The sequence below is a fragment of the Saccharothrix australiensis genome, assembly GCF_003634935.1.
GTDB classification, from domain to species: Bacteria; Actinomycetota; Actinomycetes; order Mycobacteriales; family Pseudonocardiaceae; genus Actinosynnema; species Actinosynnema australiense.
Window position 1 is genome coordinate 4,273,586 of sequence record NZ_RBXO01000001.1, and the last position, 21,483, is coordinate 4,295,068.

The window sequence follows — 21,483 nt, forward strand, 5'->3', positions numbered from 1 at the left end:
GCTCGGCGGAACCGCGCCGGGTCCCGCGCGGGACCCGGCGCGGTTCCGCCGAGCGGGGTTCCGGCATGCGGTGGCTACGACATGCGGGTTCCCGGCGGGGCGAAGACGTGCCGAGCCCGCCCGCCCCCGCCGCGTCCGATCGGCGACGCCGGGCGGGCGGTCCTACTCCCCCGCGGCGCGCCCGCCGGGGTCGAGCCGTGTCACCGTGCCGCGCCCGCCGTCCACCCGGACGCGGTCGCCGGTGCGGATGCGGGTGGTGGCGTTGCCGCAGCCCACGACGGCCGGGATGCCCAGCTCGCGGGCCACGATCGCCGCGTGGGACAGCGGCGCGCCGACATCGGTCACCACCGCCGCCGCGCGCGGGAACAGCGGGGTCCAGCCGATGTTCGTCACGGTCGTCACCAGGACCTCCCCCTCCCGCAGGGCCGCGCCGTCCTCGACGGAGAGGAGCACCCGCGCCACGCCCTCGACGACGCCCGCCGCGCCGGGGAAGCCCGCGACCGCGGCGGGCGGCGGCGCGGCCGAGGCGTCGTGGACGTCCGTCCGCCGGTCCGGGTCCGCCGCCCACGCCTCCGGGTCGAAGCGGCCCCTGATCACCGTCGGGTACGGCGGCAGCGACCGGTAGCGCTCGTAGGCGCGGCGGCGGGCCGGTATCGCCGCGACCGGCCGCCGGTCGCCGTCGAGCACGGCGAGGGTTTCGGTCAGCGAGAGGAAGAACACGTCGTGGCCGGTGAGGTCGGCCGCCCGCACGAGGAAGGACCGCAGCACGCCGAACCCGCGCACCATCTCCGACCGGGCGCGCTCCCGGCCCCTGGTCGACTCGGCGAACGCCGCCAGCCGGCGACCGATCCGCGCCGCCCTCCGGGGGTGCGCGGCCACCAGCCGCCGCCACGCCGCGTCGCGGGCCGCCGCCTGCCGGGCCAGCAGGTCCTCCGGGTCGGGCCCGTCGGCGGCCGGCAGCCGGTCCAGCCACGCCGGGTCCTCGGCGGGCCTCGGCGCGGACAGCTCGTACTCGTCGGCGAACCGGTGGCCCCAGTCGCGCAGGTAGGTCTCGCGGTCGAGTTCGCCGCGCCGCAGCCGGGCCAGCGCGAGCACCGGCCCGAGGCTGGCCAGGTCGCCCGCCGCGCCGTGCGCGCCGGTCAGCAGCGCGGTCGCGTCCTGCTCGCCCACCAGCCGCACCAGCGTCCGCCGCAGCCGGGCGTCCGCGCCGACGACGCTGCGCGCGCCCGCGTCGTACACGCGGATGTCGTCGCGCAGCAGGGCGTCCAAGTCCGACTCCCACAGGGCGCGCAGCTCCGCCGGTGTGGTGGCGGCGGCGATGCGCGCCCGCAGGTGCGCGGCCCGCGCGGGCGCGGCGTCGATCAGGCCGCCGATGCGCTTGGCGTACTCGCGGTTCTGCCGGGCGAACGACGCCAGCGCGGCGACGGACGCGCGCACGACGGCGAGCCGGGGCATCGGCAGGCCCGGCACCACGACGCCCTCCGGGAGGCGGCCGAACACCCGCTCGGCGAGCCGCCGCGTCACACCGCCCAGCCCGACGGCCGTGCCGACGGCGAGCGCCGCGCTGAGGTTGAGGTAGAACCGGCCGCCGATGTTGCCCGTCGTGGGGTGCCCGCCGATCGCGGGCTGCGCGAGCACCTGCGCCGCCGACCAGGTGGCGGGCGTCATCACGCTGGGCACGGCTTCGCCGAGGTTCGCGCACGTCCACAGGTAGTCGCCGCGCAGGCTGTCGTTCCACACCTCCGCCAGCGCGGTGATCGGGCGGGCCTGGAGGATCGCGAACCGGCCGTCGTGCCGGGCCCACTCGACGTCCACCGGCACGCCGTACAGGTCCTGGACGCGGGCGCCCAGCGCGGCGAGTTCGAGCACCTGCCGCTCGTCGAGGACACCGCCACCGGACCGCACGTCGCCGTCGGACCGCACGACACCGCTGGACACCACGTAGGTGTCGGGTGTGACCTCGCCGGCGACCAGCGCCTCGCCGAGCCCCGGCGCGGCGTTGACCACGATCTCGTCGCGCGCGCCGGTCACGGGGTCGGCGGTGAACAGCACGCCCGCCGCGTCGGCGGGCACGAGTTCCTGCACCACCACGGCCATCGCCGCGTCGGTGACGCCGTTGCGGGCGCGGTAGGCCACGGCCCGCTCGGTCCACAGCGACGCCCAGCAGCGCTTCACCGCGTCCAGCACGTCCTCGCCGCGCACGTCCAGGACCGTGTCGTGCTGGCCCGCGAACGACAGGTCGGGCAGGTCCTCCGCGGTGGCCGAGGAGCGGACCGCCACCGGGCCGTCGGGCAGGGCGGCGAGGATCGCGGAGGCGATCACCGGCGGCACCGGTCGGGCCGCGAACCCCTCCGGGGTCAGGCCGTCGGCGAAGACCCGGTAGGCGTGCGTGGTGACGTGGAAGCCGCCGGGCACGGGCAGCCCCGCGCGCACGAGCGCCGCCAGCGACGCGCCCTTCCCGCCGACCGCGTCGAGGTCGGCCCCGGGGTCGTCCAGCGGCAGCACGAACGCGTCGGTCCCCATGTCGCGATCATGGCACGCCGTCCGGTCCGCCGTGGCGGATTCCGTTGTCCCGCACCGGTGCGGCGCGTGACCGCAGCCGACTGGGCTCGGCCGGGGCCGGCGGGCTCAGTCGCGGGCGGGACGGCTGTCGACGCGCTCGGGGACGGCCGGCCGCCGGTTCGCGGGCGTCGGCGTGCGCACGGCCCGCCCGGTCATCGCCACGCCGAGCAGGACGACCGCCATGCCAACGACGACGCGGGGCGTCAGCGGCTCGTCGAGCACGAGCGCGCCGAGCGCCACCGACACCACCGGCAGCAGGTAGCCGACCGTGGCGGCGCTCGTCGGCCCTTCGTCCTCGATGATCCGGTAGTTGAGGTAGAACGTGACGCCGGTCCCGAGGGTGCCGAGGACCACCACGGCGACCAGCGCGGTGGCGTTCGGGTGGGCGGGCTGCGACGCGGGCAGCGCGAGCGCGCCCAGACCGGTGGCGGTCAGCAGCTGCGCGGCGGAGATCGCGATCGGACCGCCGCGGCCGACGAGCGCGCGGCCCATGTAGGCGAACGCGACCGCGTAGCTGGCCGCGGCGGCCAGCAGCGCGACCGCGCCCCAGCTCAGGAGGCCGTGTTGCCGCCACGGCGCGAAGATCACCAGCACGCCGACGAACCCGAGGACGAGCCCGCCGACCCGGACGGGGGTCAGGCCGCGCTCGGCGCCCAGCAGCAGGCCGATCAGCAGCGCCCACAGCGGGGTGGTGGCGTTGAGGACGCCGGCGACCCCGGAGTCCACGGTCTGCTCGCCGATGCCGAACAGCAGGAACGGGAGCGCGTTGCAGAACAGCGCCGCGACGACGAGGCGCGCCCAGGTCGCCCGGTCGCGCGGCAGCCGCTGGCGGTGGACGGCCGCCAGGCCCAGCAGGACGGCCGCGCCCAGGGCGCAGCGGACCACCGCGATCTGGGCGGGCGTCAGCCCCGTCAGCGCGAGCTTGATCCACAGGAAGCCCGAGCCCCACAGGAGCGCCAGCACTCCCATCCGCGCCGCTGATCGGGTCGTCATGGTGTCCACGGTGCCGCAGGACGGGCTTCAAGAAAAGTTAAGACCGGTGGGACCGCGTTAAGCGCTACTTAATGATCGGAAGCCGGCGACTCCGCTTCCCCGCCGGGCGCACCGGGGCCGCGCCCTGACGACCCGGTGCCCACCGGGCGCACCGGGGACGCTCCGCTCCCCCGCCCACGCGCCGGGGAGGCGCGCCGAGTCGTGTCGGCGGGCCTCCCCGGCGGGCGGGCCGGCGTCGCGCGCCGGTCAGCGCGTGTGCACCATCAGCGAGTCCACGCCGTGCACGATCGACGCCGTCCGGAACGTCGGCCGTTCGTCGGCGAGCCGCAGGTTCGGGAACCGCCGCAGCAGCGCCGGGTAGGCGGCCCGCAGCTCCATCCGCGCCAGTTCCGCGCCGACGCACCGGTGCGCGCCGTACCCGAACGCCAGGTGCTGCGAGACCTTGCGCGCCGCGTCGAAGTCGAGCCGGTCCAGGCCCTCCCGGTTCGCGGCGCTCAGCGACACCACGACCACGTCGCCCTCGGCGATCCGCGCGCCGCCGATCTCCAGGTCGTGCTTGGCGAACCGGGGGAACGCCACCTGCACGACGCTGAGGTGGCGCAGCAGCTCCTCGACCAGCGGCGCGACGGCCTGGTCGTCGTCGCGCATCGCCGACCGCGCCGCCGGGTCGGTGATCAGGACGATCGCGCCCAGCGCCAGCATGCTCGCGGTGGTGTCGAACCCCCCGGTCAGGACACCGTCGGCCAGGCCGGCCAGCTCCTCGTCGCCGACCGCGTCGCCGTGCTCGCGGATGATCATGCCGAGCAGGCCGTCACCGGGCGAGCGGCGCTCCTTGCGGACGATCTTCTCCATGTACTTCAGCGACTCGGAGATCGCGCCCAGCGCCGAGTTCGCGCCGCCGAACAGGTCGAACCGCGCCGCCGCCAGCTCCTGGAACCGGGCGCGGTCCTCGTAGGGCACGCCGAGCAGCTCGCAGATCGTCAGCGAGGGGATCGGCAGCGCGAACTCCTTCACCAGGTCCACCGGTCCGTCGACGGCGGCCATCGCGTCCAGGCGCTCGGTGACGATCTCGTCGATGCGCGGCACCAGGCGCGACATCCGGCGCATGGTGAACTCCGGCGTCAGCAGCTTGCGCAGGCGCGTGTGGTCCGGCGGGTCGGCGAACCCGAGACCACCGGGGGTCTGCTCGATCCGCCCGACCGCCGCGCCGAGCCGCGCGTAATCATTACTGAACGCTTCTGTGTCGGAAAGCACTTTCCTCGCCTCGGCCTGGCCCGTGACCAACCACACGCGCACGCCGAACGGCACCGGCAACCGGTGCACCGGGCCGGCCTCGCTCATCCGCCCCAACTCGGCGGCCGGCACGACCCCATCCCGCTTCAACGGGACCAGCGCACGGTCCGGGAGCAGCGACAACGCCCTCGAACCGATCCTGCCCATGACCCACCGCGTCACCGAACGCCGTGCGACCCACGCCACCAATCCGTCGCGCACAGACGCCAGAGTCGCCATCCCAACACCCCTCTTCCCCAGGTTGATTCGAACGACGGTAACCGTACGTACGAGCGAACAGCATCGCGCCACAGGCGGATTGACAGCGCGTGGCCGGTGACAGACGATCGGCAATCGCGCATGAAACGGGGGAAGCCGGTCGGAATCCGGCGCTGACCCGCAACGGTAGGTCCCACGTGGACGAGCCCGAACACCCGCCGTGCGTGCACAGCTCCTGACACCGTCGAGGTCCACGGTGCGGAGTCCGGGGGAGGTCGGCGACGGCTGTCCGGGGTCCGCGCCCCTCGCGCCCGGAAAGGCCGCACCATGCCGTTGAGACGGACCGCAGCACTCGCACTGTCCGCCCTCGTCGCAGCGCCGGTCCTCGCCGCCGCGCCCGCCGCCGCCGAGCCCGTCACCACCGAGCCCGTCACCACTCGGGAGCCCGTGGCGGCCGCCGCCGGCTGGCTGGCCCGGCAACTGGTCGACGGCGAGCGGTTCGAGACCGTCATCGGGACGGACACCTACCCCGACCAGGGCCTGACCATCGACGCGCTGCTCGCGTTCGACGCGGCGGGCGTCGCGCAGGACAACGCGCGCAAGGCGCTCGCGTGGCTCGGGAAGCCCGAGGTCATCGGCGGCTACGTCACCGACGACCAGGGCTCCCGGTACGCCGGCGCGCACGCCAAGCTCGCGCTCGCCGTCCTGGCCCAGGGCGGGGACCCGACGGACTTCGGCGGCGTCGACCTGATCGCCGGGCTGACCGCCCTGCAGGCACCGTCCGGCCGGTTCACCGACCGGACGACGCCCCCGACCGACTACACCAACAGCTTCACGCAGTCCATCGCGGTGATCGCCCTGGAGCGGCACGACGCCGCGCCGGGCGTGGCCGTGGACTTCCTGGCGAACAGCGCCTGCCCGGACGGCGGGTTCCCGCTGAAGTTCGAGCAGCCGACCTGCACGTCGCAGGTCGACGCCACCGCGATGGCCGTGCAGGCGCTGCTCGCCGCGGGCCGCACCGCCACCGCCACCGAGGGCCTGGACTGGCTGGTGACCCAGCAGGCGGACGACGGCGGGTTCCGCGACAACGGGCTGCCCGGCGACCAGGGGACCACGAGCAACGCCAACAGCACCGGGCTGGCCGCGCAGGCGCTGCGCGTGGGCGGGCGCACCGCCGCCGCGGACCGGGCCGTCGCCCACCTCACCGGCCTCCAGGTCGGGTGCGGCGACGACCGGACGGCGGGCGCGATCGCCTACGACGGCGCCGGCTTCAAGCCGGGCAACGCCGTCCGCGCCACCACGCAGGCCGTCCTGGGCCTGTCCGGGGTGGGCCTCGCGGAGATCTCCTCGGCGGGCGACAAGCCCGCCGCGCCCGTGCTCGACTGCACGACCACCACCACGACGACCACGACGACCACCACGACGACGGAAGAGCCCGCTCCGTCCACTTCGGACACCACGCCCGCCGCGCCGGCCGCCGGCTCCGCCGGTGAGCTGGCCCGCACCGGCGTCGCCACCGGTCCGGCGCTGCTGCTCGGCGTGCTGCTGGTGCTGGCCGGTGCGCTGGCGATGGCGTTGGGGCGCAAGCGGTACACGACGGTGAAGGAGGAGCAGTGACGATCCGCAAGCTCTGGTCGGCCCTGGCGGTGCTGGCCGCCACCGGTGGCGCGCTGGTGGCGGTGTCGCCCGCCGCGCAGGCCGCGCCGTGCCCCGGCACGAGCGGCGTGACCGTGGTGGTCGACTTCACCGCCCTGGGCGGTGCGGTGCAGACCGCGTGCGCGCCCGGCGACCCCGCGACCGGTCTCGCGGCGCTGACCGGCGCCGGGTTCAGCTACGCCTTCCTGCCCCGGCAGCCCGGATTCGTGTGCCGGATCAACGCGCTGCCCAACCCGTGCAACGGCGCCCCGGTGACGGCGTACTGGTCGTACTGGCACGCCCAGCCGGGCGGCACCTGGGCCTACAGCACGTCCGGCGCGTCCGCCCACGACCCCGCGCCGGGCAGCGTCGAGGGCTGGGCGTTCGGCGCGGGGCAAGCGCCTTCCACCGCACCGTGACGGCACGTGCGGGATCGGCCGCAGCCAGTGGTGCGGCGCCGCCGACCGCAGCCAGTGGTGCGCCGGGGGTGCCTCCCGTCACGAGCGGACCGCCTCGCGCCGCCGGTGTCGGGGGCGGGCACCGCCGACCGGCCACGACCGGCGGCGAACCGCGCAGGGCGCTCGGCGTCCGGTCGCGCGCCCTGCTGCTGGTGGTTGGGCTGCTGGTGGTTGGGCTGCTCGCGGCCGGGCCGCTGGTGGCGGGTGCTCCCCTGCCCGCCGCGGCGGCCGCCGAGTGCGCGGGCGTCACCGTGGTGGTGGACTTCGGCGCGGCCGGCGGCGGCGTGCGGACCGGCTGCGCGCCCGGCGACCCCGCCAGCGGCCTGGCCGCGCTGAGCGCCGCGGGTTTCGGCTACCGGATGGCGCAGCGGTTCGCGGGCTTCGTGTGCCGCATCGACAACCGGCCCGAGAGCGACCCGTGCGTCAACGCCTCCCCCACCGACGCCTACTGGTCCTACTGGCACGCCCAGCCGGGCGGGTCCTGGACCTACAGCGACGTGGGCGCGGCGGCCCGCGACCCCGCGCCGGGCAGCGTCGAGGGCTGGGCGTTCGGCGCCGGCGCGCAACCCGCCGCCGCACCGCCGGCACCACCGCACCGCCCGGAACCACCCCGCGACGAGCCGCCCCGGCAGCCGGGCGGGCCCGCCGATCCCCCGCCACCCGTGCCCACCGGGCGAGCCGACCCGAACGGACCGCCCACACCACCCACGACGACGACCACGAACTCGGAACCCACCACGACCACCACGACGACGACCGCGACCACGAGCGCCATCACCGAGGCGTCCTCGACGGCCGGCACACCCACCACCACTTCCGGTGTCACGCCGTTGGCCGCCGAGCAGCGACCCGACGACACCGGCGGCGGCGCCGTCGGTCTCCTGGTCGGGCTCGCGCTGATCACCGCGATCGGCGCGCTGGGCTGGTGGACGGTGCGCAAGCGCCGCCAGGCGGGTACGTGAGCCGCGCGCCGCACCCCGGCGCGTGGTGGCTGTGGGCGCTGGCCCTGGCGGCGGTCGCGAGCCGCACCACCAACCCGCTGGTGCTCGGCCTGGTGATCGCCGTCGCCGGGTTCGTCGCCGTGTCCTGCCGAGCGGACACCCCGTGGGCCGACTCCTACGGGGTGTTCCTCAAGTTCGGGCTCGCGGTGATCGGCATCCGGGTCCTGTTCCACGTCGTGCTGGGCGGGGTCGGCGGCCCCACCGTGCTGTTCACGCTGCCCGAGGTGCCGCTGCCGGCGTGGGCGCGCGGCATCCGGCTCGGCGGACCGGTCACCGCCGAGGGCGTCGTCTTCGCGCTCTACCAGGGCCTCCAGCTCGCGACCCTGCTGTGCTGCGTGGGCGCGGCGAACGCGCTGGCCAACGCGAAGCGGCTGCTCAGGTCGCTGCCCGCCGCGCTCTACGAGGTCAGCGTCGCGGTGGTGGTGGCCATGACCGTCGCGCCGCAGCTCGTGGCGGGCGCGCGGTCGGTGCGCCGGGCGCGGGCGCTGCGCGGCGAGTCCGTGCGCGGGGTGCGGGCGGTGAAGGTGCTGCTGGTGCCGGTGCTGGAGGACGCGTTCGAGCGGTCGCTGGTGCTGGCCGCCGCGATGGACTCGCGCGGCTACGGCCGCAACGCCGGCCTGCCCACAGGGACCCGCGTCCTCACCGGCGCGCTCGTCCTGGGCGGCCTGGTCGGCCTGTGCGTCGGCGCGTACGGGCTGCTCGACGGCAGCGCGCCGCCCGTCGTGGGCACCCCGGTGCTCCTGCTCGGCGCGGCGCTCGCGATCACCGGCCTGTGGACCGGGTCGCGGCGCGTGCGGCGCAGCCGCTACCGGCCGGACACCTGGGGTGCCCGCGAGGCGCTGATCGTCGGGTCCGGGCTCGTCGCGGCGCTGGCGACCTACCTCGCGCCGGCCGCGCTGGGCGGCGCGGCGCTCGTGACCTCCACCGTGCCGCTGGAGGCGCCCGCGCTGCCGCCGCTGCCCGTGCTGGGCCTGCTGTGCGCGCTCGCGCCCGTGCTGACCGCCGAACGGAAGACACCATGATCCGGTTCGAGAACGTCGCCGTCACCTACCCCGGCGCGCCCGGCCCGGCGCTGTCCGGGGTGGACCTGCACGTGCCCGAGGGCGAGCTGTGCCTGCTCGTCGGCCGCACCGGCGCGGGCAAGTCCACCCTGCTGCGCGCCGTCAACGGGCTGGTGCCGCACTTCACGGGCGGCACGCTCACCGGCCGCGTCCTCGTCGACGGGCGCGACACCCGCACCCACCCGCCGCGCGAGCTGGCCGACGTGGTCGGCCTCGTCGCGCAGGACCCGCAGGCCGGGTTCGTCACCGACTCGGTCGAGGACGAGCTGGCCTACTCGATGGAGTCGCTGGGCCTGCCGAACCCGGTGATGCGCAAGCGCGTCGAGGAGACCCTCGACCTGCTCGGCCTCGCCGACCTGCGCCACCGGCCCCTCGCCACGCTGTCCGGCGGCCAGCAGCAGCGCGTGGCCGTCGGCGCGGCGCTCACCGCGCACCCCCGCGCGCTGGTGCTGGACGAGCCGACCTCCGCGCTCGACCCCGGCGCGGCGGAGGACGTGCTGGCCGCCCTGCACCGCCTCGTGCACGACCTGGGCATGACCGTGTTGATCGCCGAGCACCGCCTGGAACGGGTCGCGCAGTACGCCGACCGCGTCGTCTGGCTGCCCGACGGCGGCCGGCCCGTCGCGGGCGAACCCGGCGAGGTGCTGGCCGAAGCGCCCGTCGCGCCGCCCGTCGTGCGCCTGGGGCGGCTCGCGGGCTGGCGACCCGTCCCGGTGTCCATCCGCGACGCCCGCCGCCTCGCCGGTCCCCTGCGCGACCGGCTCGGCCCGCCGCCGACCGCCGACCCGACGGCGCGCCACACCCCCGACGGCGCGGCGACCCACGGCGCGCGCGCACCGGAACTGCTGCGCGCCAAGGGCGTCCGCGTCCGGTACGGCGCGGTCGACGCCCTGCGCGGCGTCGACCTCACCGCGCACGCGGGCGAGCGGATCGCCGTCATGGGCCGCAACGGCTCCGGCAAGTCCAGCCTGCTGTGGGCGTTGCAGGGCACCGGGAAGCGCTCCGGCGGCGAGGTCGCCGTCGACGGCGTCGACCCCGCCGCCCTCAAACCCGGACCGCGCCGCCACGCCGTCGGCCTCGTCCCGCAGCAACCCGCCGACCTGCTCTACCTGCACACCGTCGGCGGCGAGTGCGCCCAGGCCGACCGCGAGTCCGCCGCACCGCCCGGCACCTGCCGCGCCCTGCTGGACCACCTCGCGCCCGGCGTACCCGACCCGCGGCACCCCCGCGACCTCTCCGAGGGCCAACGCCTCGCCCTCGCGCTCGCCGTCGCCCTCACCCCGCGCCCCCGCGTCGTCCTGCTCGACGAACCCACCCGCGGCCTCGACTACCCCGCCAAGACCCGCCTCGCCGCGGCGCTGCGGGACCTCGCCGACGACGGGCACGCGATCCTGCTCGCCACCCACGACGTCGAGTTCGTCGCCGAGTACGCCACCCGCGTCGTCGTGCTCGCCGACGGCGAGACCGTGGCCGACGGGCCCACCGGCGAGGTCGTCACCGCGTCGCCGACGTTCTCGCCGCAGGTCGCCAAGGTGCTCGCGCCGCTGCCGTGGCTCACCGTCGCCGACGTCACCACCGCCCTGGCCACCCGATGACCGCGCCCGCCCGCACCGCGCCCGCCCGGACCGCGCCCATCCGCATCCGGCCCCGCGCCACCGCCGCCCTCGTCGTCTCCGGCGCGATCGGCCTCGCCGCGTTCACCTGGCCCCTGCTCGTCACCCCCGACGCCGACCTCGCGCAGGGCACCTCCGCGCCCTGGACGTTCGCGCTGCTCCTGCCGCTCGTGCTGGCCGTGGTGCTCGCCGAGATCAGCGACCGCGGCATGGACGCCAAGGCCGTCGCGATGCTCGGCGTGCTGTCCGCCCTCGGCGCGGCGATCCGCCCGCTCGGCGCGGGCACCGCGGGCATCGAGACGGTCTTCTTCCTCCTCGTGCTCGGCGGCCGGGTGTTCGGACCGGGCTTCGGGTTCGTGCTCGGCAACACCATGCTGTTCGCCTCCGCGCTGCTCACCGGCGGCGTCGGGCCGTGGCTGCCCTACCAGATGCTCGGCGCGGCGTGGGTCGCGCTCGGCGCGGGGCTGCTGCCCCCGCTCAAGGGCAAGGCGGAACTCGCCCTGCTCGCCGCCTACAGCGCGGCGGCGGCACTGGTGTACGGGCTGCTGCTGAACCTGTCGTTCTGGCCGTTCGCGCTCGGCGCGGGCAGCACCGGGCTGTCGTTCCAACCCGGCGGCCCGCTCGCCGACAACCTCGTCCGGCTGGTGGCGTTCAGCCTCGCCACCTCCCTGGGCTGGGACGTCGGCCGCGCCGTCACCACCACCGTCCTGGTGCTGGTCACCGGGCCCGTCCTGCTGCGGACCCTGCGCCGCGCCGCCCGCAAGGCCGCCTTCGACCCCGGCCGGGGCGGGTGACGACGAGGCTCAGAGCGTGTTTGAACTGGGGTGGTCGGTGGTGGTGCGGGGCCGTGATGCGTCGAGGCGCGGCAGGACGCTGCCGGCTCTCGTGGGCGCCTGCGGCCGCCACGCCACCGCCGACCACGGCCGGCCCGCTCACCGGGGCAGCTCCACCCAGACCACGTCGTCGGCCACCCGCACCGGGTAGGGCCGCAGCGCGCAGCCGGCCGGGTTGATGCCCTGCCCGCTGCGCACGTCGAACTCCCACAGGTGCCCGCCGCAGGTGAGGGTGTCCCCGTCCAGGTCGCCTTCGTCCAACGGCGTGCCCTGGTGCGGGCACCGGTTGCGATAGGCGCACACCCGTCCGTCGAGGTTGAGCAGCAACACCTCGTGCCCGGCCAGCTCCAGACCGACCATCTCGCCCTCCCACAACTCGTCCAGGCGCAGCGCGCTGACCCACTCGCCTCCGGTCTGCCCCCGGGCGCTCACGAGCCCACCCCCGCTCGCCGCCACAGCGCGGTGCGGGCGCGCAGGCACTGCTCGGCATTCCCCTCCCCGGGCACCGCGGCCGAGGCGTGGACGACCACGCGGTCGTCCACCGCCTCGATGGACAGGGACAGAGTCATGGATGATCCTCGCCAACGTCCTGCGGGCCGCACTGGGCGGGCGGCACCACCGCGGCGACCGCCCCTCATGGCTACTGGCTCCGCGACACCGCAACCACCTCCGCGCCGGGACGCCACCCGTCCGTTGATCCAGTACCAACCCACCGGCCCAGTCCGACAACACGCTGTCACCGGATCTCCCTCCGCGCCGCTCACCACCGGGTCCTGCGGACTGTGGGGAAGGGGCCGTCAAGGTGTCGCTGATCGTGATCGGTCCTGAATCGAATATCCAGACAGGTACTCAGCGACGGCGCGCCAGCAGCAGCAACGCCAGGCCCAGCGCCGACAGCACCAGCCCGATCGCGTACGCGCCGCGGTAGCCGATCACCTGCGCCAACCCCAGCAGCGGCCCCGACAGCATCGCGCTGACCTTCGCCGTGTTCGTGTACAGCGTGGTCGCGTAACCCGGCCGGTCCGGGGCCAGGTCCTGGAAGTAGGAGATGCCCACGCCCATCACCGCCGAGATCACCACCGCGTGCAGCGCCTGCGCCGCCGCGACCTGCCACGTGGTCTGCGTCACGAGCATCACCCCGTAGTACGCCAACGCCACCACGCCGCCCGCCAGCACCAGCCGACGGTGGTCGACCCGCATCGCCAACGCGCCGAAACCCAGCATCAGCGGGATCTCCAGCGCGGCGCACACACCCAGCACCAACCCGGCGTCCGCGGTCGTGCCGTGCAGCACGTCCGTCACGTACAGCGGCATCGCGAGCACGCCCACCGCCGTCGCGCCCTGCAACAGCACGAACGCGCACGCCGCCAGCAGCATCTCCCGGCGCGGACCCGCCCGGTCCACCGCCGGCCGCGCCTGCTCCGCGTCCCCGCCCAACTCCGGCAGCAGCGCCACCGTCACCACCGCGCCCGCCAGGTACACCACGGCCGACACCCCGAACAGCCCGGTGAACCCGCTGAAGTCGATCAGCAGCGCCGCCAGCGGCGGACCGCCCACCCACGACACCGACACCATCGTGCGCAGCGTGCTGATCACCAGCGGGGCGCGCGGCGAGCCCGTGCGCTCCAGCGACTGCCGCGCGTAGGCGAACATCTGGGGCATCAGCGACGACGCCACCGCCGTCAGCGACAGCGACACCACCAGCAGCAGCCAGTAGTCGCGCAGCACCGCGAACAGCCCGTACGACACCGCGCCCGCCACCGCGCCGAGCACCATCAGGTTGCGCCGCACGGCACGGGCGTCGGACAGCCGGCCGACCAGCGTGCCGACGACCAGCGCCGCCACCCCGCTCGCGAGCAGGAACGCGCTGACCGCGACCGGACCGGCGTCCAGCTCCTTGATCAGGAACAGCGACAGGAAGGGACCCACCAGGGCGTAACCCACACCGGTCAACAGGCTCACCGCGAGCAACGGGAGGAATGGCCGGGGAGGTGCGGGGCAGGGGTCTCGCTCACGATGGCCACGCCGTCAATCCTGCTCACCGGGGCTGAGGCGGAGTAAGGAATTTCCAGCCGGTGGACGGTGAGAGCGATCACAGCCCCCACACCCGCCACTCGTTTGGTTGATCACCCGGTCGGGTAAGGCAGACGGGTGAACGACAGGCACCCCGAGCACGAGATCGACCCGGCGCAGGTGAAGTGGAACGTCCGGCTGGTGGTGGCGCGCCTGCGCGAGCACCTCAACGCCGCGTGCAACCACGGACTCGTGGAGTCCCTGCGCCGCGATGTCCCCGAGCGGCGGACCGCCGAGGAGAGATAGCTCTTTTTATTCCACACTGAAGTCATTATTCCGATCAAAGATCGGAGGCGCCGGTCCGCCCGCTCGCGCCGACGCCGACGCCGTCAGCCGGTCGCGGTGGCCACCAGCACCGCCATGTCCAGTGGCAACGGGCGGACCTCGTCGAGTCGGAACCCGTTGGCGCACAACAGCTTCCGGTACTCCGACGGGGTCCGCTCCCGCCCGTGGACGTTGTTGACCATCATGTGCACGTCCCACGCCAGCGGAAGCTGCCCGCCGCGCGACTCCGGGATCGGCCGCTCCACGATCGCCAGCGTCGCGCCCGGCGCGGCGGCCGACCGGACGTTGCGCAGGATCGTCCCGCAGCGCTCGTCGTCCCAGTCGTGCAGGATCCGCGACAGCAGGTACACCGCGCCGCCGGGCGGCACCGGGTCGCGGAAGAAGTCGCCCGCCACCAGCTCCACCCGCCCGGCGAGGCCGTGCCCGGCCAGCACCGCCCGCGCCGCGCCGATCACGTGCGGCCGGTCGAACAGCGCGCCGCGCAGCCGGGGCGCGGCCCGCAACACGTACGCGAGCAGGTGCCCGTCGCCGCCCGCCACGTCCACCACCGCGCCCTCCGCGGGCAGGTCCAGCGCGCCGGGCACGGCCCGGAGGAACGACGCGCCGGAGGCCATCGCGCTCTCGAACAGCCGCGCGTCGGCCGGGTGCGCGGCGAAGTGGTCGAACGGGTCCGCGCCGAACACGTGCGTGAACGCCGACTCCCCGGTGCGCACGGTGTGCTCCAGCGCGCCGAACGACCGGTAGAACAACCCGCCGTACAGCCGGGCCAGGTCCCGCTGCGAGCCGTCCACGTCGCTGCGCAGCAGCGCGCCCAGGTCGGTCGACGACCACGTGTCGCCGTCGACGGCGAACACGCCGAGGCTGGCCAGGTACCGCAGGACCCGCCGCAGGTTGTCCTCCCGGACACCGGTCGCGGCGGCCAGCTCGGCGGTCGACTTCGGCCCGTCCGCGAGCAGGTCCGCGACGCCCAGCTCGGCGACCACCGCCAGCGACCGCGTCCGCCACGCGCCGCTCATCAGGTGCAGCATGTCCCGCCCGGCCTGGTCCGGGCGGCCGAGGTGGCGCAGCAGCAGGGCGTCCCGCCGACCCGGCGCGGCGAGCGCCAGCCGCCGCCCGCCGCGGAAGTGCAGGACGGTCGCGTCCTCGGACCGGTCGTAGCCGCCGCCGTCGGGCGCGGGGCCCGCCTCGGCCACCGCCTCGTAGACCCCGCGCAGCACCACGTCGTCGTCGCTGGTCGCGCGGAACACCAGGCGCGGCTCGTCCTCGCACGCCGGCACTACCCCGCGACCGCCGCACACCACCAGCACCACCCCGCGCGGCCCGTCGCCCACCACGCCGCGCACCACCCGCACGTCCGGGTCGTCCGGGCCCAACCGCCACGCCGGCCGCTCGCGGGCCACCGGGTCGCGCGGCGTCACGCCCAGCCGCGCCAGGTCCGCCGCGGCCTGCTCCGCCGACACGCCCGCGACCAGCAGCGCGCCGTGCGCGAACTCCAGGTGCCGCGCCAGGTCCGTGCCCGGCAGCACCGCGTCCAACGCCTCCCGCGTGCCGGTGGCGCGGATGAAGTCGACGGCGTCCGCGACGCGGCGCACGTCCCGCTCTCCCAGCGCGAACCGCGGGCCGATCCCCCCTGTGGACACGGCTGCCCTTCTTCCCCGGTGGTCGGCGCGGGTACCCGTCCGCAGCGGACCGGTGCCCGCGCGGCCAGCGTACGACCTGCTTCCGCGCCCCAGGGGGCCAATCTCCGGGGCGTCCGCGACACGACCGCGCCGGGCCCGGTGGACGGCCGGCCACGACGCGGCACGGTCGCGTCACACCCGGGTGGCGGCGCGGCACCGTCGTGACGCGCCCGAGCACAGCCGGCGATGTCCCGTCGTGGCCGCACCGGCGCGCGGCCCGGCCGAACCGCCACGGCACGCCCCGCACGCGGACCGCCGCGCCGCGCCCGTCGAGGGCCGTCGACCCGCATGACACGCGCGTGCCACCGGGCGGACGGCACCGGACCGCCGTCCTGTGCCCGTCGACCCGCATGACACGCGCGTGTCATCCGGCGGACAGCGCCGTGCCGGCGCTGACACGCGCCTGCCCGCCCGCTGACACCTCCCCCGCCGACCCTGGCACCCGACAGCACGAGTGGAGGACACGATGAACTACGCCTTCGAAGCCGAGGGCCTGGTCAAGCGGTACGGCAGGACCACCGCCCTGGCGGGGGTCGACCTCGCCGCCCGCACGGGCACGGTGCTCGGGGTGCTCGGACCCAACGGAGCCGGCAAGACGACGGCGGTCCGCATCCTCGCCACGCTGCTGCGCCCCGACGGCGGCCGGGCCGCCGTCGGCGGGCTCGACGTGGTCGAGCACGCCGCCAGGGTGCGCGGCCTGATCGGCTTGACCGGCCAGTACGCGTCGGTGGACGAGGACCTCACCGGCACGCAGAACCTGGTGCTGATCGGCAGGCTGCTGGACCTGCGCGCCGCCGAGGCCAGGGCGCGGGCGGCCGAGCTGCTGGCCGACTTCGACCTCACCGAGGCGGCGGGGCGGCCCGCCAAGACCTACTCGGGCGGGATGCGGCGGCGGCTCGACCTCGCCGCGAGCCTCGTCGGGCGGCCGGACGTGATCTTCCTGGACGAGCCGACCACCGGCCTGGACCCGGCCAAGCGGGACGACATCTGGAACATCGTCCGCTCCCTGGTCGCCGACGGCGTCACGGTCCTGCTGACCACGCAGTACCTGGAGGAGGCCGACGCGCTGGCCGACGAGATCTCGGTGATCGACCACGGCCGGGTCATCGCCCACGGCACGCCCGCGTCGCTCAAGGCGGTGGTCGGCGGGCAGACGATCCTGGTCCGGCCCGCCGACCCCGGCCGGCTGGCCGACGCCGCCGCGGTGCTCGCGGCCGTGTCGGGGCACCAGCCCGAGTCGCCCGGCCGGGGCGTGGTGACCGCGCCGGTGGACGGCGACGCCGCGTTCACCGAGGTGGTGCGGCGGCTGGACGTGCTGGGCATCGGGGTGACCGAGCTGTCGCTGCGGCTGCCCAGCCTGGACGAGGTGTTCTTCGCGCTCACCGGGCGCCACACGGGAACGGAGGCCGCGGCATGACGCTCACCGCGGAGCGGGCGCTGCCCGCGCGGACCACCCGGCGGCCCTTCGGGTTGGCCCGGCACAGCCTGGCGCTGGCCCGGCGCAGCCTGATCAAGACCATGCGGTCGCCCGAGCAGCTGCTCGACGTGACGCTGCAACCGGTCATCTTCGTGGTGCTGTTCGTGTACCTGCTGGGCGGCGCGGTCGCCGGCTCCACCCACGCGTACCTGCAGCAGCTGCTGCCCGCGATCATGGTGCAGACCACCATGTTCGGCGGCATGGCGACCGGCGTGAACCTCAACACCGACATCGGCAAGGGGGTGTTCGACCGGTTCCGGAGCCTGCCGATCGGGCGGTCCGCGCCCCTGGTCGGGTCGGTCCTGGGCGACCTCATCCGGTACGTGGTGGCGGTGGTGTCGCTGCTGGTGTTCGGCTCCCTGATGGGGTTCCGGGTGGAGACCGGCGCGCTGCCCGCGCTGGCGGGCTGCCTGCTGGCGATCCTGTTCGCGTTCTGCGTGAGCTGGGCGTTCGTCCTGGTCGGGATGCTGGTGCGGGAACCGGGGGCGGTGCAGGGCATCGCGTTCCTGGCGCTGTTCCCCCTGACCTTCGGCACGAGCATGATCGCGCCCGCCGACACGCTGCCGTCGTGGCTGCGGGCGTGGGTGGAGGTCAACCCGGTGACGCACGTGATGGACGCGGTGCGCGGGCTGATGGTCGGCGGGCCGGTCGCCGGTCCCGTGCTGTGGACGCTGGCGTGGTCGGCGCTGTTCGTCGCCGTGTTCGCCCCGCTGGCGGTCCGCGCCTACCGCCGGCGCGCCTGAGCGGCGCGCCTCGCCGGTCGCGCGGCCGGGCAGGGGGAGCCCGGCCGCGCGACACCTCCGCCGTCGGCGATCGGCACCGCCCGCCACGGCACGCCCGCCCGCACCACCGGTCACGGCCCGCCCCGCGCGGTCGGCGCCACCGCCGACCACGGCCCCGCTTCCGCCCGACCGCCCGCGACGCGACCGCGTGCCGACCCGACCACCGGCCGCCTCGGCCCCGAACGCCTACACCGCTTCCACGGCCGCGAGCGCCTCGTCGCGGCCCAGCGCCACCCCGGAGGCGTAGGCCAGGTCGAAGGCCGCCGCCCCCAGGTCGGCTCGGAGGCGTCCGACCAGCCGCACGACGTCCGGTTGCCGGGCGTCCGGCACGCCGCGCAGCCGTTCGGCCGCGCCCAGCAGCCGCGCCGCCCCCACCGCGTCGCCCTCCCGCGCCCGCGCCGCCGCCGCAGCCACCGCCACCCTGGCCACGACCGGCATGTCCTTGGACGACAGGGCTTCGGCCACGGCCCGCCGCAGGTGCTCCCCCGCGGGGTCGCCGCGGTCGACCGCCAGGTGGACCAGCGCGCACCGGGTGAGCGCCGCGAACTGCGGCACCAGGAACGGCGAGTCCTCCAGCACCACCACCGCCGTCGCGTACTGCCGGTCCGCTTCCGCGAGGTCGCCCTCGTGCCGGGCGAGGTCCCCGAGCAGCACCCTGGCGAGCGCGACGCCCCGCGCGGACCACGGCTGGGGCACCCGCGCCGGCCGGGTCAGCGCCAGGCAGTCCGCCTTCGCCCGCGCCACGTCGCCCTGCTGCACGAGCGCGTTGACCAGCAGGAGGCGTTCCTGCACGGCCTCCTCGTCCGGGTCGATCTCGCGCAGCAGGCGGATCGACTCGGTCAACGCCTCGACGGCCGGGTCCGGCTCGCCGAACAGCAAGTGCACCTCCCCCAGGCCGGTCAGCGCCTGGGACAGGCCGAACCGGTCGCCCACCTCGCGGAAGCCCTCGACGGCGGTCAGCAGGTCGGCGCGCGCGCCCGCCATCTCGCCGGAGTTCTCGCGCATCGAGCCGCGCACCGTCCACAGCATCGCCCGCGCCCACGGGTCGGGGTGGCCCAGGGCCTCGTCGACGGCCCGCACCGCCGCGTCGCCCTCGCCCAGGAACAGGCTGACCAGCGGTTGCAGCAGCACCAGCACCGGGTGGTCGCGCGGCGCGGTCGCGGCCAGCGCCCGCAGCCGACCCACCTGGTCGTCGAGGTTGCGGAAACCGCTCGAAATACCGTCGTTGACCAGCAGGAACGCCGACACCACGTGCCACGCCACGGCGGGTGACTCCCCCGGCACGCCCAGCGCCAGCCGCAGCCGGTCGACGGACTCGGACCGGTTGCCGCGCAGCGTCCAGAAGAACGACATCGCGGCGGCGATCCGGACCGCCGTGTCGGCGTCGCCGCGGTCGGCCGCGAAGTGCAGCGCCGCCAGCACGTTGTCGCGCTCGGCCGCCAGCCGCGCGAGCCACCCGAGCTGGTCGGCGCCGCGCAGCCGGGGTTCGGCGGTCTCGGCCAGGTCGCGGAAGTACTCGGCGTGGCGGGCCCGTTCGCCGGCGATGCGGCCGGTCTCGGCGAGGCGTTCCAGCCCGTACTCGCGGATGGTCTCCAGCATCCGGTAGCGACCGCCGTCCACGACGTGCAGCAGCGACTTGTCGACCAGGGCGGTGAGCAGGTCGAGCGCGTCCGCGCCGACGAGGTGCTCGGCCGCCTCCGGGTCGACGCCCCCGACGAACACGGCGAGGCGTTCGGCGAAGTCGCGCTCGGCCTCGTCCAGCAGGTCCCAGCTCCACGCCACCACGGCGCGCAGCGTGCGGTGGCGGGGCAGCGCGGTCCGGCTGCCGCCGGTGAGCAGGCGGAACCGGTCGTCCAGGCGGGCCGCCAACTGCTCGGGCGACAGCGAGCGCAGGCGGGCGGCGGCCAGTTCGATGGCCAGCGGCAGGCCGTCGAGGCGGCGGCAGATCTCGGCCAGCACGGGCGCGTCGTCGTCGGTGACCGCGAAGTCGGGGCGCACCGCGGTGGCGCGCTCGGCCAGCAGCCGGACGGCCGTGTCGTCGTCCAGCGGCGGCACCGGCACGATCGCCTCGCCGAACACGCCGAGCGGCTCGCGGCTGGTGGCGAGCACGCGCAGGCGCGGGCACCGGCCCAGCAGGTCGTCGGCCAGCCGGGCGGCGGCGTCGAGCACGTGCTCGCAGTTGTCCAGCACCACCACGGCGTCCGTGCGGGACAGCGCCTCGACCAGGCGGTCCACGGTGTCCATCCGCGGTGTCGCGTGGTCCGCGGGGCGCTGCACGCGCACGCCGAGCACACTGAGCGCGCCCAGCACGGCCGTCGCGACGTCGGCCGGGTCGGTGACCGCGGCCAGCTCCACCAGCCACGCGCCGTGCGGCAGCCGGGCCGCCGCGGTGGTCGCGAGCCTCGTCTTGCCCGCGCCGCCCGGACCGACCAGGGTGACGAGGCGGTGCCTGCCCAGCAGGTCGGCGACCCGGTCGAGGTCGGCGGCGCGGCCGACGAAGCTGGTCAGCGGCAGCCGCAGGTTGCCCGCGCGCGGCGGTCCGGCCGGTTCGGGCGGCTCGGCGCGCAGGACCAGCCGGTGTGCCTCGCGCAGTTCCGGTCCGGGGTCCGCGCCCAGCTCGTCGGCCAGCCGGCGGCGGATCTCCTCGTAGGCGGCCAGCGCCTCGGCGGGGCGGCCGGCCGCGAACAGCGCCCGCAGCAGCAGCGCCTGGAGCCGTTCGCGCAGCGGGTGGCGGGCGGCGAGGTCGGTGAGGTCCGCGACGAGGTGCCGCGCCGCGCCGCGGGCCAGCTCGGCCTCCGCGGTGTCCTCGAACGCGGACAGCCGGGCCTCGTCCAGGCCCGCGACGTGGCCGACGGCGAACGGGGCGCCCGCCACGTCGGCCAGCGCGGGACCGCGCCACAGGTCGAGCGCCTCCCGGCCGAGCCGGGAGGCGGTCGCGGCGTCGCCCGCGGCCAGGGCGCGCCGCGCGGCGCGGGCGAGGTGGTCGAACCGGTGCGCGTCCACGGCGTCGGCGGGCAGGTCGAGCCGGTAGCCGCCGTGCGCGGAGCGGAGCACGGCCGGGTCGGGCAGGGCGCGCCGCAACCGCGACACCAGCGACCGGACCGCGCCGACCTCGTCGGCGGGCCGGTCGTCGGGCCACAGCGCGTCGGCGAGCTGGTCCACCGTGACGACGCGGCCCGCGCCCAGCGCGAGCCGGATGAGCAACGCGCGCACGCGCGTGCCGCCGATCTCGACCGGTGATCCGCCGGCGGTCACCGCCAGCGGTCCCAACACCCCCACCCGCATGGCGCAACTCTGCCACGCGGTCGAGCGCCCGCCGACGGGCGGGACCGGACGGGGAGCGCGGCGCGGTATGCGACTCGCGGAATCCGCGAGTACCAATCAGTAAGTCTCCTTATACATACACCCACCCACCCGATAGCGGCACAGCCGCTTCACCTACAGTGACAACGTGACGGATATCCATCTTTCCCGACAGTCGCCCGGACTGCGCCGATGACGCGGGGCGGCGAACTGGCGCGGAATGCCTGGGAGCGCTCC

The 21,483-nt window shown here is 75.9% G+C and carries 17 protein-coding genes and 1 riboswitch; of the genes, 9 read left to right on the top strand and 8 right to left on the bottom strand.

What is annotated here, in order from left to right; translation table 11 throughout:
- Window positions 1-162 precede the first annotated feature (162 nt).
- The 3 genes from C8E97_RS18430 to C8E97_RS18440 form a co-directional block, all read right to left on the bottom strand.
- Window positions 163-2,523: a PEP/pyruvate-binding domain-containing protein gene (locus tag C8E97_RS18430; protein WP_121006844.1), complete on the bottom strand. Its 2,361-nt coding sequence runs from the start codon at window positions 2,521-2,523 to the stop codon at window positions 163-165.
- A gap of 105 nt (window positions 2,524-2,628) precedes the next feature.
- Window positions 2,629-3,555: a DMT family transporter gene (locus tag C8E97_RS18435; RefSeq protein ID WP_121006845.1), complete on the bottom strand. Its 927-nt coding sequence runs from the start codon at window positions 3,553-3,555 to the stop codon at window positions 2,629-2,631.
- A gap of 246 nt (window positions 3,556-3,801) precedes the next feature.
- Complete coding sequence (locus C8E97_RS18440) at window positions 3,802-5,067, bottom strand: cytochrome P450 (protein ID WP_211347065.1); 1,266 nt, start codon at window positions 5,065-5,067, stop codon at window positions 3,802-3,804.
- Between the two features lie 77 nt (window positions 5,068-5,144).
- Window positions 5,145-5,283: riboswitch (cobalamin riboswitch) on the top strand.
- Between the two features lie 90 nt (window positions 5,284-5,373).
- On the opposite strand from C8E97_RS18440, the gene C8E97_RS18445 reads away from it, so the two are divergent.
- The 6 genes from C8E97_RS18445 (at window position 5,374) to C8E97_RS18470 (ending at window position 11,608) form a co-directional block, all read left to right on the top strand.
- On the top strand, window positions 5,374-6,663 hold the full coding sequence (locus C8E97_RS18445; RefSeq protein ID WP_211347066.1) for a prenyltransferase/squalene oxidase repeat-containing protein: 1,290 nt from the start codon (window positions 5,374-5,376) through the stop codon (window positions 6,661-6,663).
- A complete protein-coding gene (locus C8E97_RS18450; RefSeq protein ID WP_121006846.1) occupies window positions 6,660-7,100 on the top strand; it encodes a hypothetical protein in 441 nt (146 codons plus the stop codon). Before C8E97_RS18445 ends, C8E97_RS18450 begins: the two co-directional genes overlap by 4 nt.
- A gap of 68 nt (window positions 7,101-7,168) precedes the next feature.
- Window positions 7,169-8,101 (top strand): hypothetical protein, encoded by a 933-nt coding sequence (locus C8E97_RS35380; protein WP_211347067.1) that lies wholly within the window; start codon window positions 7,169-7,171, stop codon window positions 8,099-8,101.
- Window positions 8,098-9,162: a CbiQ family ECF transporter T component gene (locus tag C8E97_RS18460; protein WP_211347068.1), complete on the top strand. Its 1,065-nt coding sequence runs from the start codon at window positions 8,098-8,100 to the stop codon at window positions 9,160-9,162. Before C8E97_RS35380 ends, C8E97_RS18460 begins: the two co-directional genes overlap by 4 nt.
- Window positions 9,159-10,796 carry an ABC transporter ATP-binding protein gene (locus tag C8E97_RS18465; protein WP_121006847.1) on the top strand — a complete coding sequence of 546 codons (1,638 nt, stop codon included), beginning with the start codon at window positions 9,159-9,161 and terminating at the stop codon, window positions 10,794-10,796. The genes C8E97_RS18460 and C8E97_RS18465 overlap by 4 nt, the downstream gene beginning before the upstream one ends.
- Window positions 10,793-11,608, top strand: a complete 816-nt coding sequence (locus C8E97_RS18470) for an ECF transporter S component (RefSeq protein ID WP_121006848.1) — start codon at window positions 10,793-10,795, stop codon at window positions 11,606-11,608. The genes C8E97_RS18465 and C8E97_RS18470 overlap by 4 nt, the downstream gene beginning before the upstream one ends.
- A gap of 138 nt (window positions 11,609-11,746) precedes the next feature.
- On the opposite strand, the gene C8E97_RS18475 is transcribed toward C8E97_RS18470, so the two are convergent.
- The 3 genes from C8E97_RS18475 to C8E97_RS18480 form a co-directional block, all read right to left on the bottom strand.
- Window positions 11,747-12,079 (bottom strand): Rieske (2Fe-2S) protein, encoded by a 333-nt coding sequence (locus tag C8E97_RS18475; RefSeq protein ID WP_246018974.1) that lies wholly within the window; start codon window positions 12,077-12,079, stop codon window positions 11,747-11,749.
- Window positions 12,076-12,216: a hypothetical protein gene (locus C8E97_RS34665; protein WP_170211897.1), complete on the bottom strand. Its 141-nt coding sequence runs from the start codon at window positions 12,214-12,216 to the stop codon at window positions 12,076-12,078. Before C8E97_RS34665 ends, C8E97_RS18475 begins: the two co-directional genes overlap by 4 nt.
- A 280-nt stretch (window positions 12,217-12,496) precedes the next feature.
- Window positions 12,497-13,609 (bottom strand): sugar efflux transporter, encoded by a 1,113-nt coding sequence (locus tag C8E97_RS18480; protein WP_246018976.1) that lies wholly within the window; start codon window positions 13,607-13,609, stop codon window positions 12,497-12,499.
- A gap of 189 nt (window positions 13,610-13,798) precedes the next feature.
- Here C8E97_RS18480 and C8E97_RS34670 point away from each other — a divergent pair, with 189 nt between their 5' ends.
- On the top strand, window positions 13,799-13,966 hold the full coding sequence (locus tag C8E97_RS34670) for a hypothetical protein (RefSeq protein ID WP_170211898.1): 168 nt from the start codon (window positions 13,799-13,801) through the stop codon (window positions 13,964-13,966).
- Window positions 13,967-14,049: 83 nt separating this feature from the next.
- On the opposite strand, the gene C8E97_RS18485 is transcribed toward C8E97_RS34670, so the two are convergent.
- The gene (locus tag C8E97_RS18485; RefSeq protein ID WP_121006850.1) at window positions 14,050-15,645 is read right to left on the bottom strand and encodes a methyltransferase; all 1,596 of its coding nucleotides are present in this window, start codon (window positions 15,643-15,645) and stop codon (window positions 14,050-14,052) included.
- Between the two features lie 505 nt (window positions 15,646-16,150).
- Here C8E97_RS18485 and C8E97_RS18490 point away from each other — a divergent pair.
- Both C8E97_RS18490 and C8E97_RS18495 read left to right on the top strand, forming a co-directional pair.
- Window positions 16,151-17,101, top strand: a complete 951-nt coding sequence (locus C8E97_RS18490; RefSeq protein ID WP_121011818.1) for an ATP-binding cassette domain-containing protein — start codon at window positions 16,151-16,153, stop codon at window positions 17,099-17,101.
- Window positions 17,098-17,904: an ABC transporter permease gene (locus C8E97_RS18495; RefSeq protein WP_121006851.1), complete on the top strand. Its 807-nt coding sequence runs from the start codon at window positions 17,098-17,100 to the stop codon at window positions 17,902-17,904. The genes C8E97_RS18490 and C8E97_RS18495 overlap by 4 nt, the downstream gene beginning before the upstream one ends.
- A gap of 225 nt (window positions 17,905-18,129) precedes the next feature.
- On the opposite strand, the gene C8E97_RS18500 is transcribed toward C8E97_RS18495, so the two are convergent.
- Entirely contained in the window at window positions 18,130-21,228 is a 3,099-nt protein-coding gene (locus tag C8E97_RS18500) for an AfsR/SARP family transcriptional regulator (RefSeq protein ID WP_121006852.1), read from the bottom strand.
- Between the last annotated feature and the right edge of the window lie 255 nt (window positions 21,229-21,483).

Excerpts from the sequence above, each read along its gene's own strand:
- C8E97_RS18440 (WP_211347065.1), bottom strand. The coding sequence starts at position 5,067 with ATGGCGACTCTGGCGTCTGTGCGCGACGGATTGGTGGCGTGGGTCGCA.
- C8E97_RS18490 (WP_121011818.1), top strand. The coding sequence starts at position 16,151 with ATGAACTACGCCTTCGAAGCCGAGGGCCTGGTCAAGCGGTACGGCAGG.
- C8E97_RS18435 (WP_121006845.1), bottom strand. The coding sequence starts at position 3,555 with ATGACGACCCGATCAGCGGCGCGGATGGGAGTGCTGGCGCTCCTGTGG.
- C8E97_RS18470 (WP_121006848.1), top strand. The coding sequence starts at position 10,793 with ATGACCGCGCCCGCCCGCACCGCGCCCGCCCGGACCGCGCCCATCCGC.
- C8E97_RS18445 (WP_211347066.1), top strand. The coding sequence starts at position 5,374 with ATGCCGTTGAGACGGACCGCAGCACTCGCACTGTCCGCCCTCGTCGCA.
- C8E97_RS34665 (WP_170211897.1), bottom strand. The coding sequence starts at position 12,216 with ATGACTCTGTCCCTGTCCATCGAGGCGGTGGACGACCGCGTGGTCGTC.
- C8E97_RS18500 (WP_121006852.1), bottom strand. The coding sequence starts at position 21,228 with ATGCGGGTGGGGGTGTTGGGACCGCTGGCGGTGACCGCCGGCGGATCA.
- C8E97_RS18430 (WP_121006844.1), bottom strand. The coding sequence starts at position 2,523 with ATGGGGACCGACGCGTTCGTGCTGCCGCTGGACGACCCCGGGGCCGAC.
- C8E97_RS18495 (WP_121006851.1), top strand. The coding sequence starts at position 17,098 with ATGACGCTCACCGCGGAGCGGGCGCTGCCCGCGCGGACCACCCGGCGG.
- C8E97_RS18465 (WP_121006847.1), top strand. The coding sequence starts at position 9,159 with ATGATCCGGTTCGAGAACGTCGCCGTCACCTACCCCGGCGCGCCCGGC.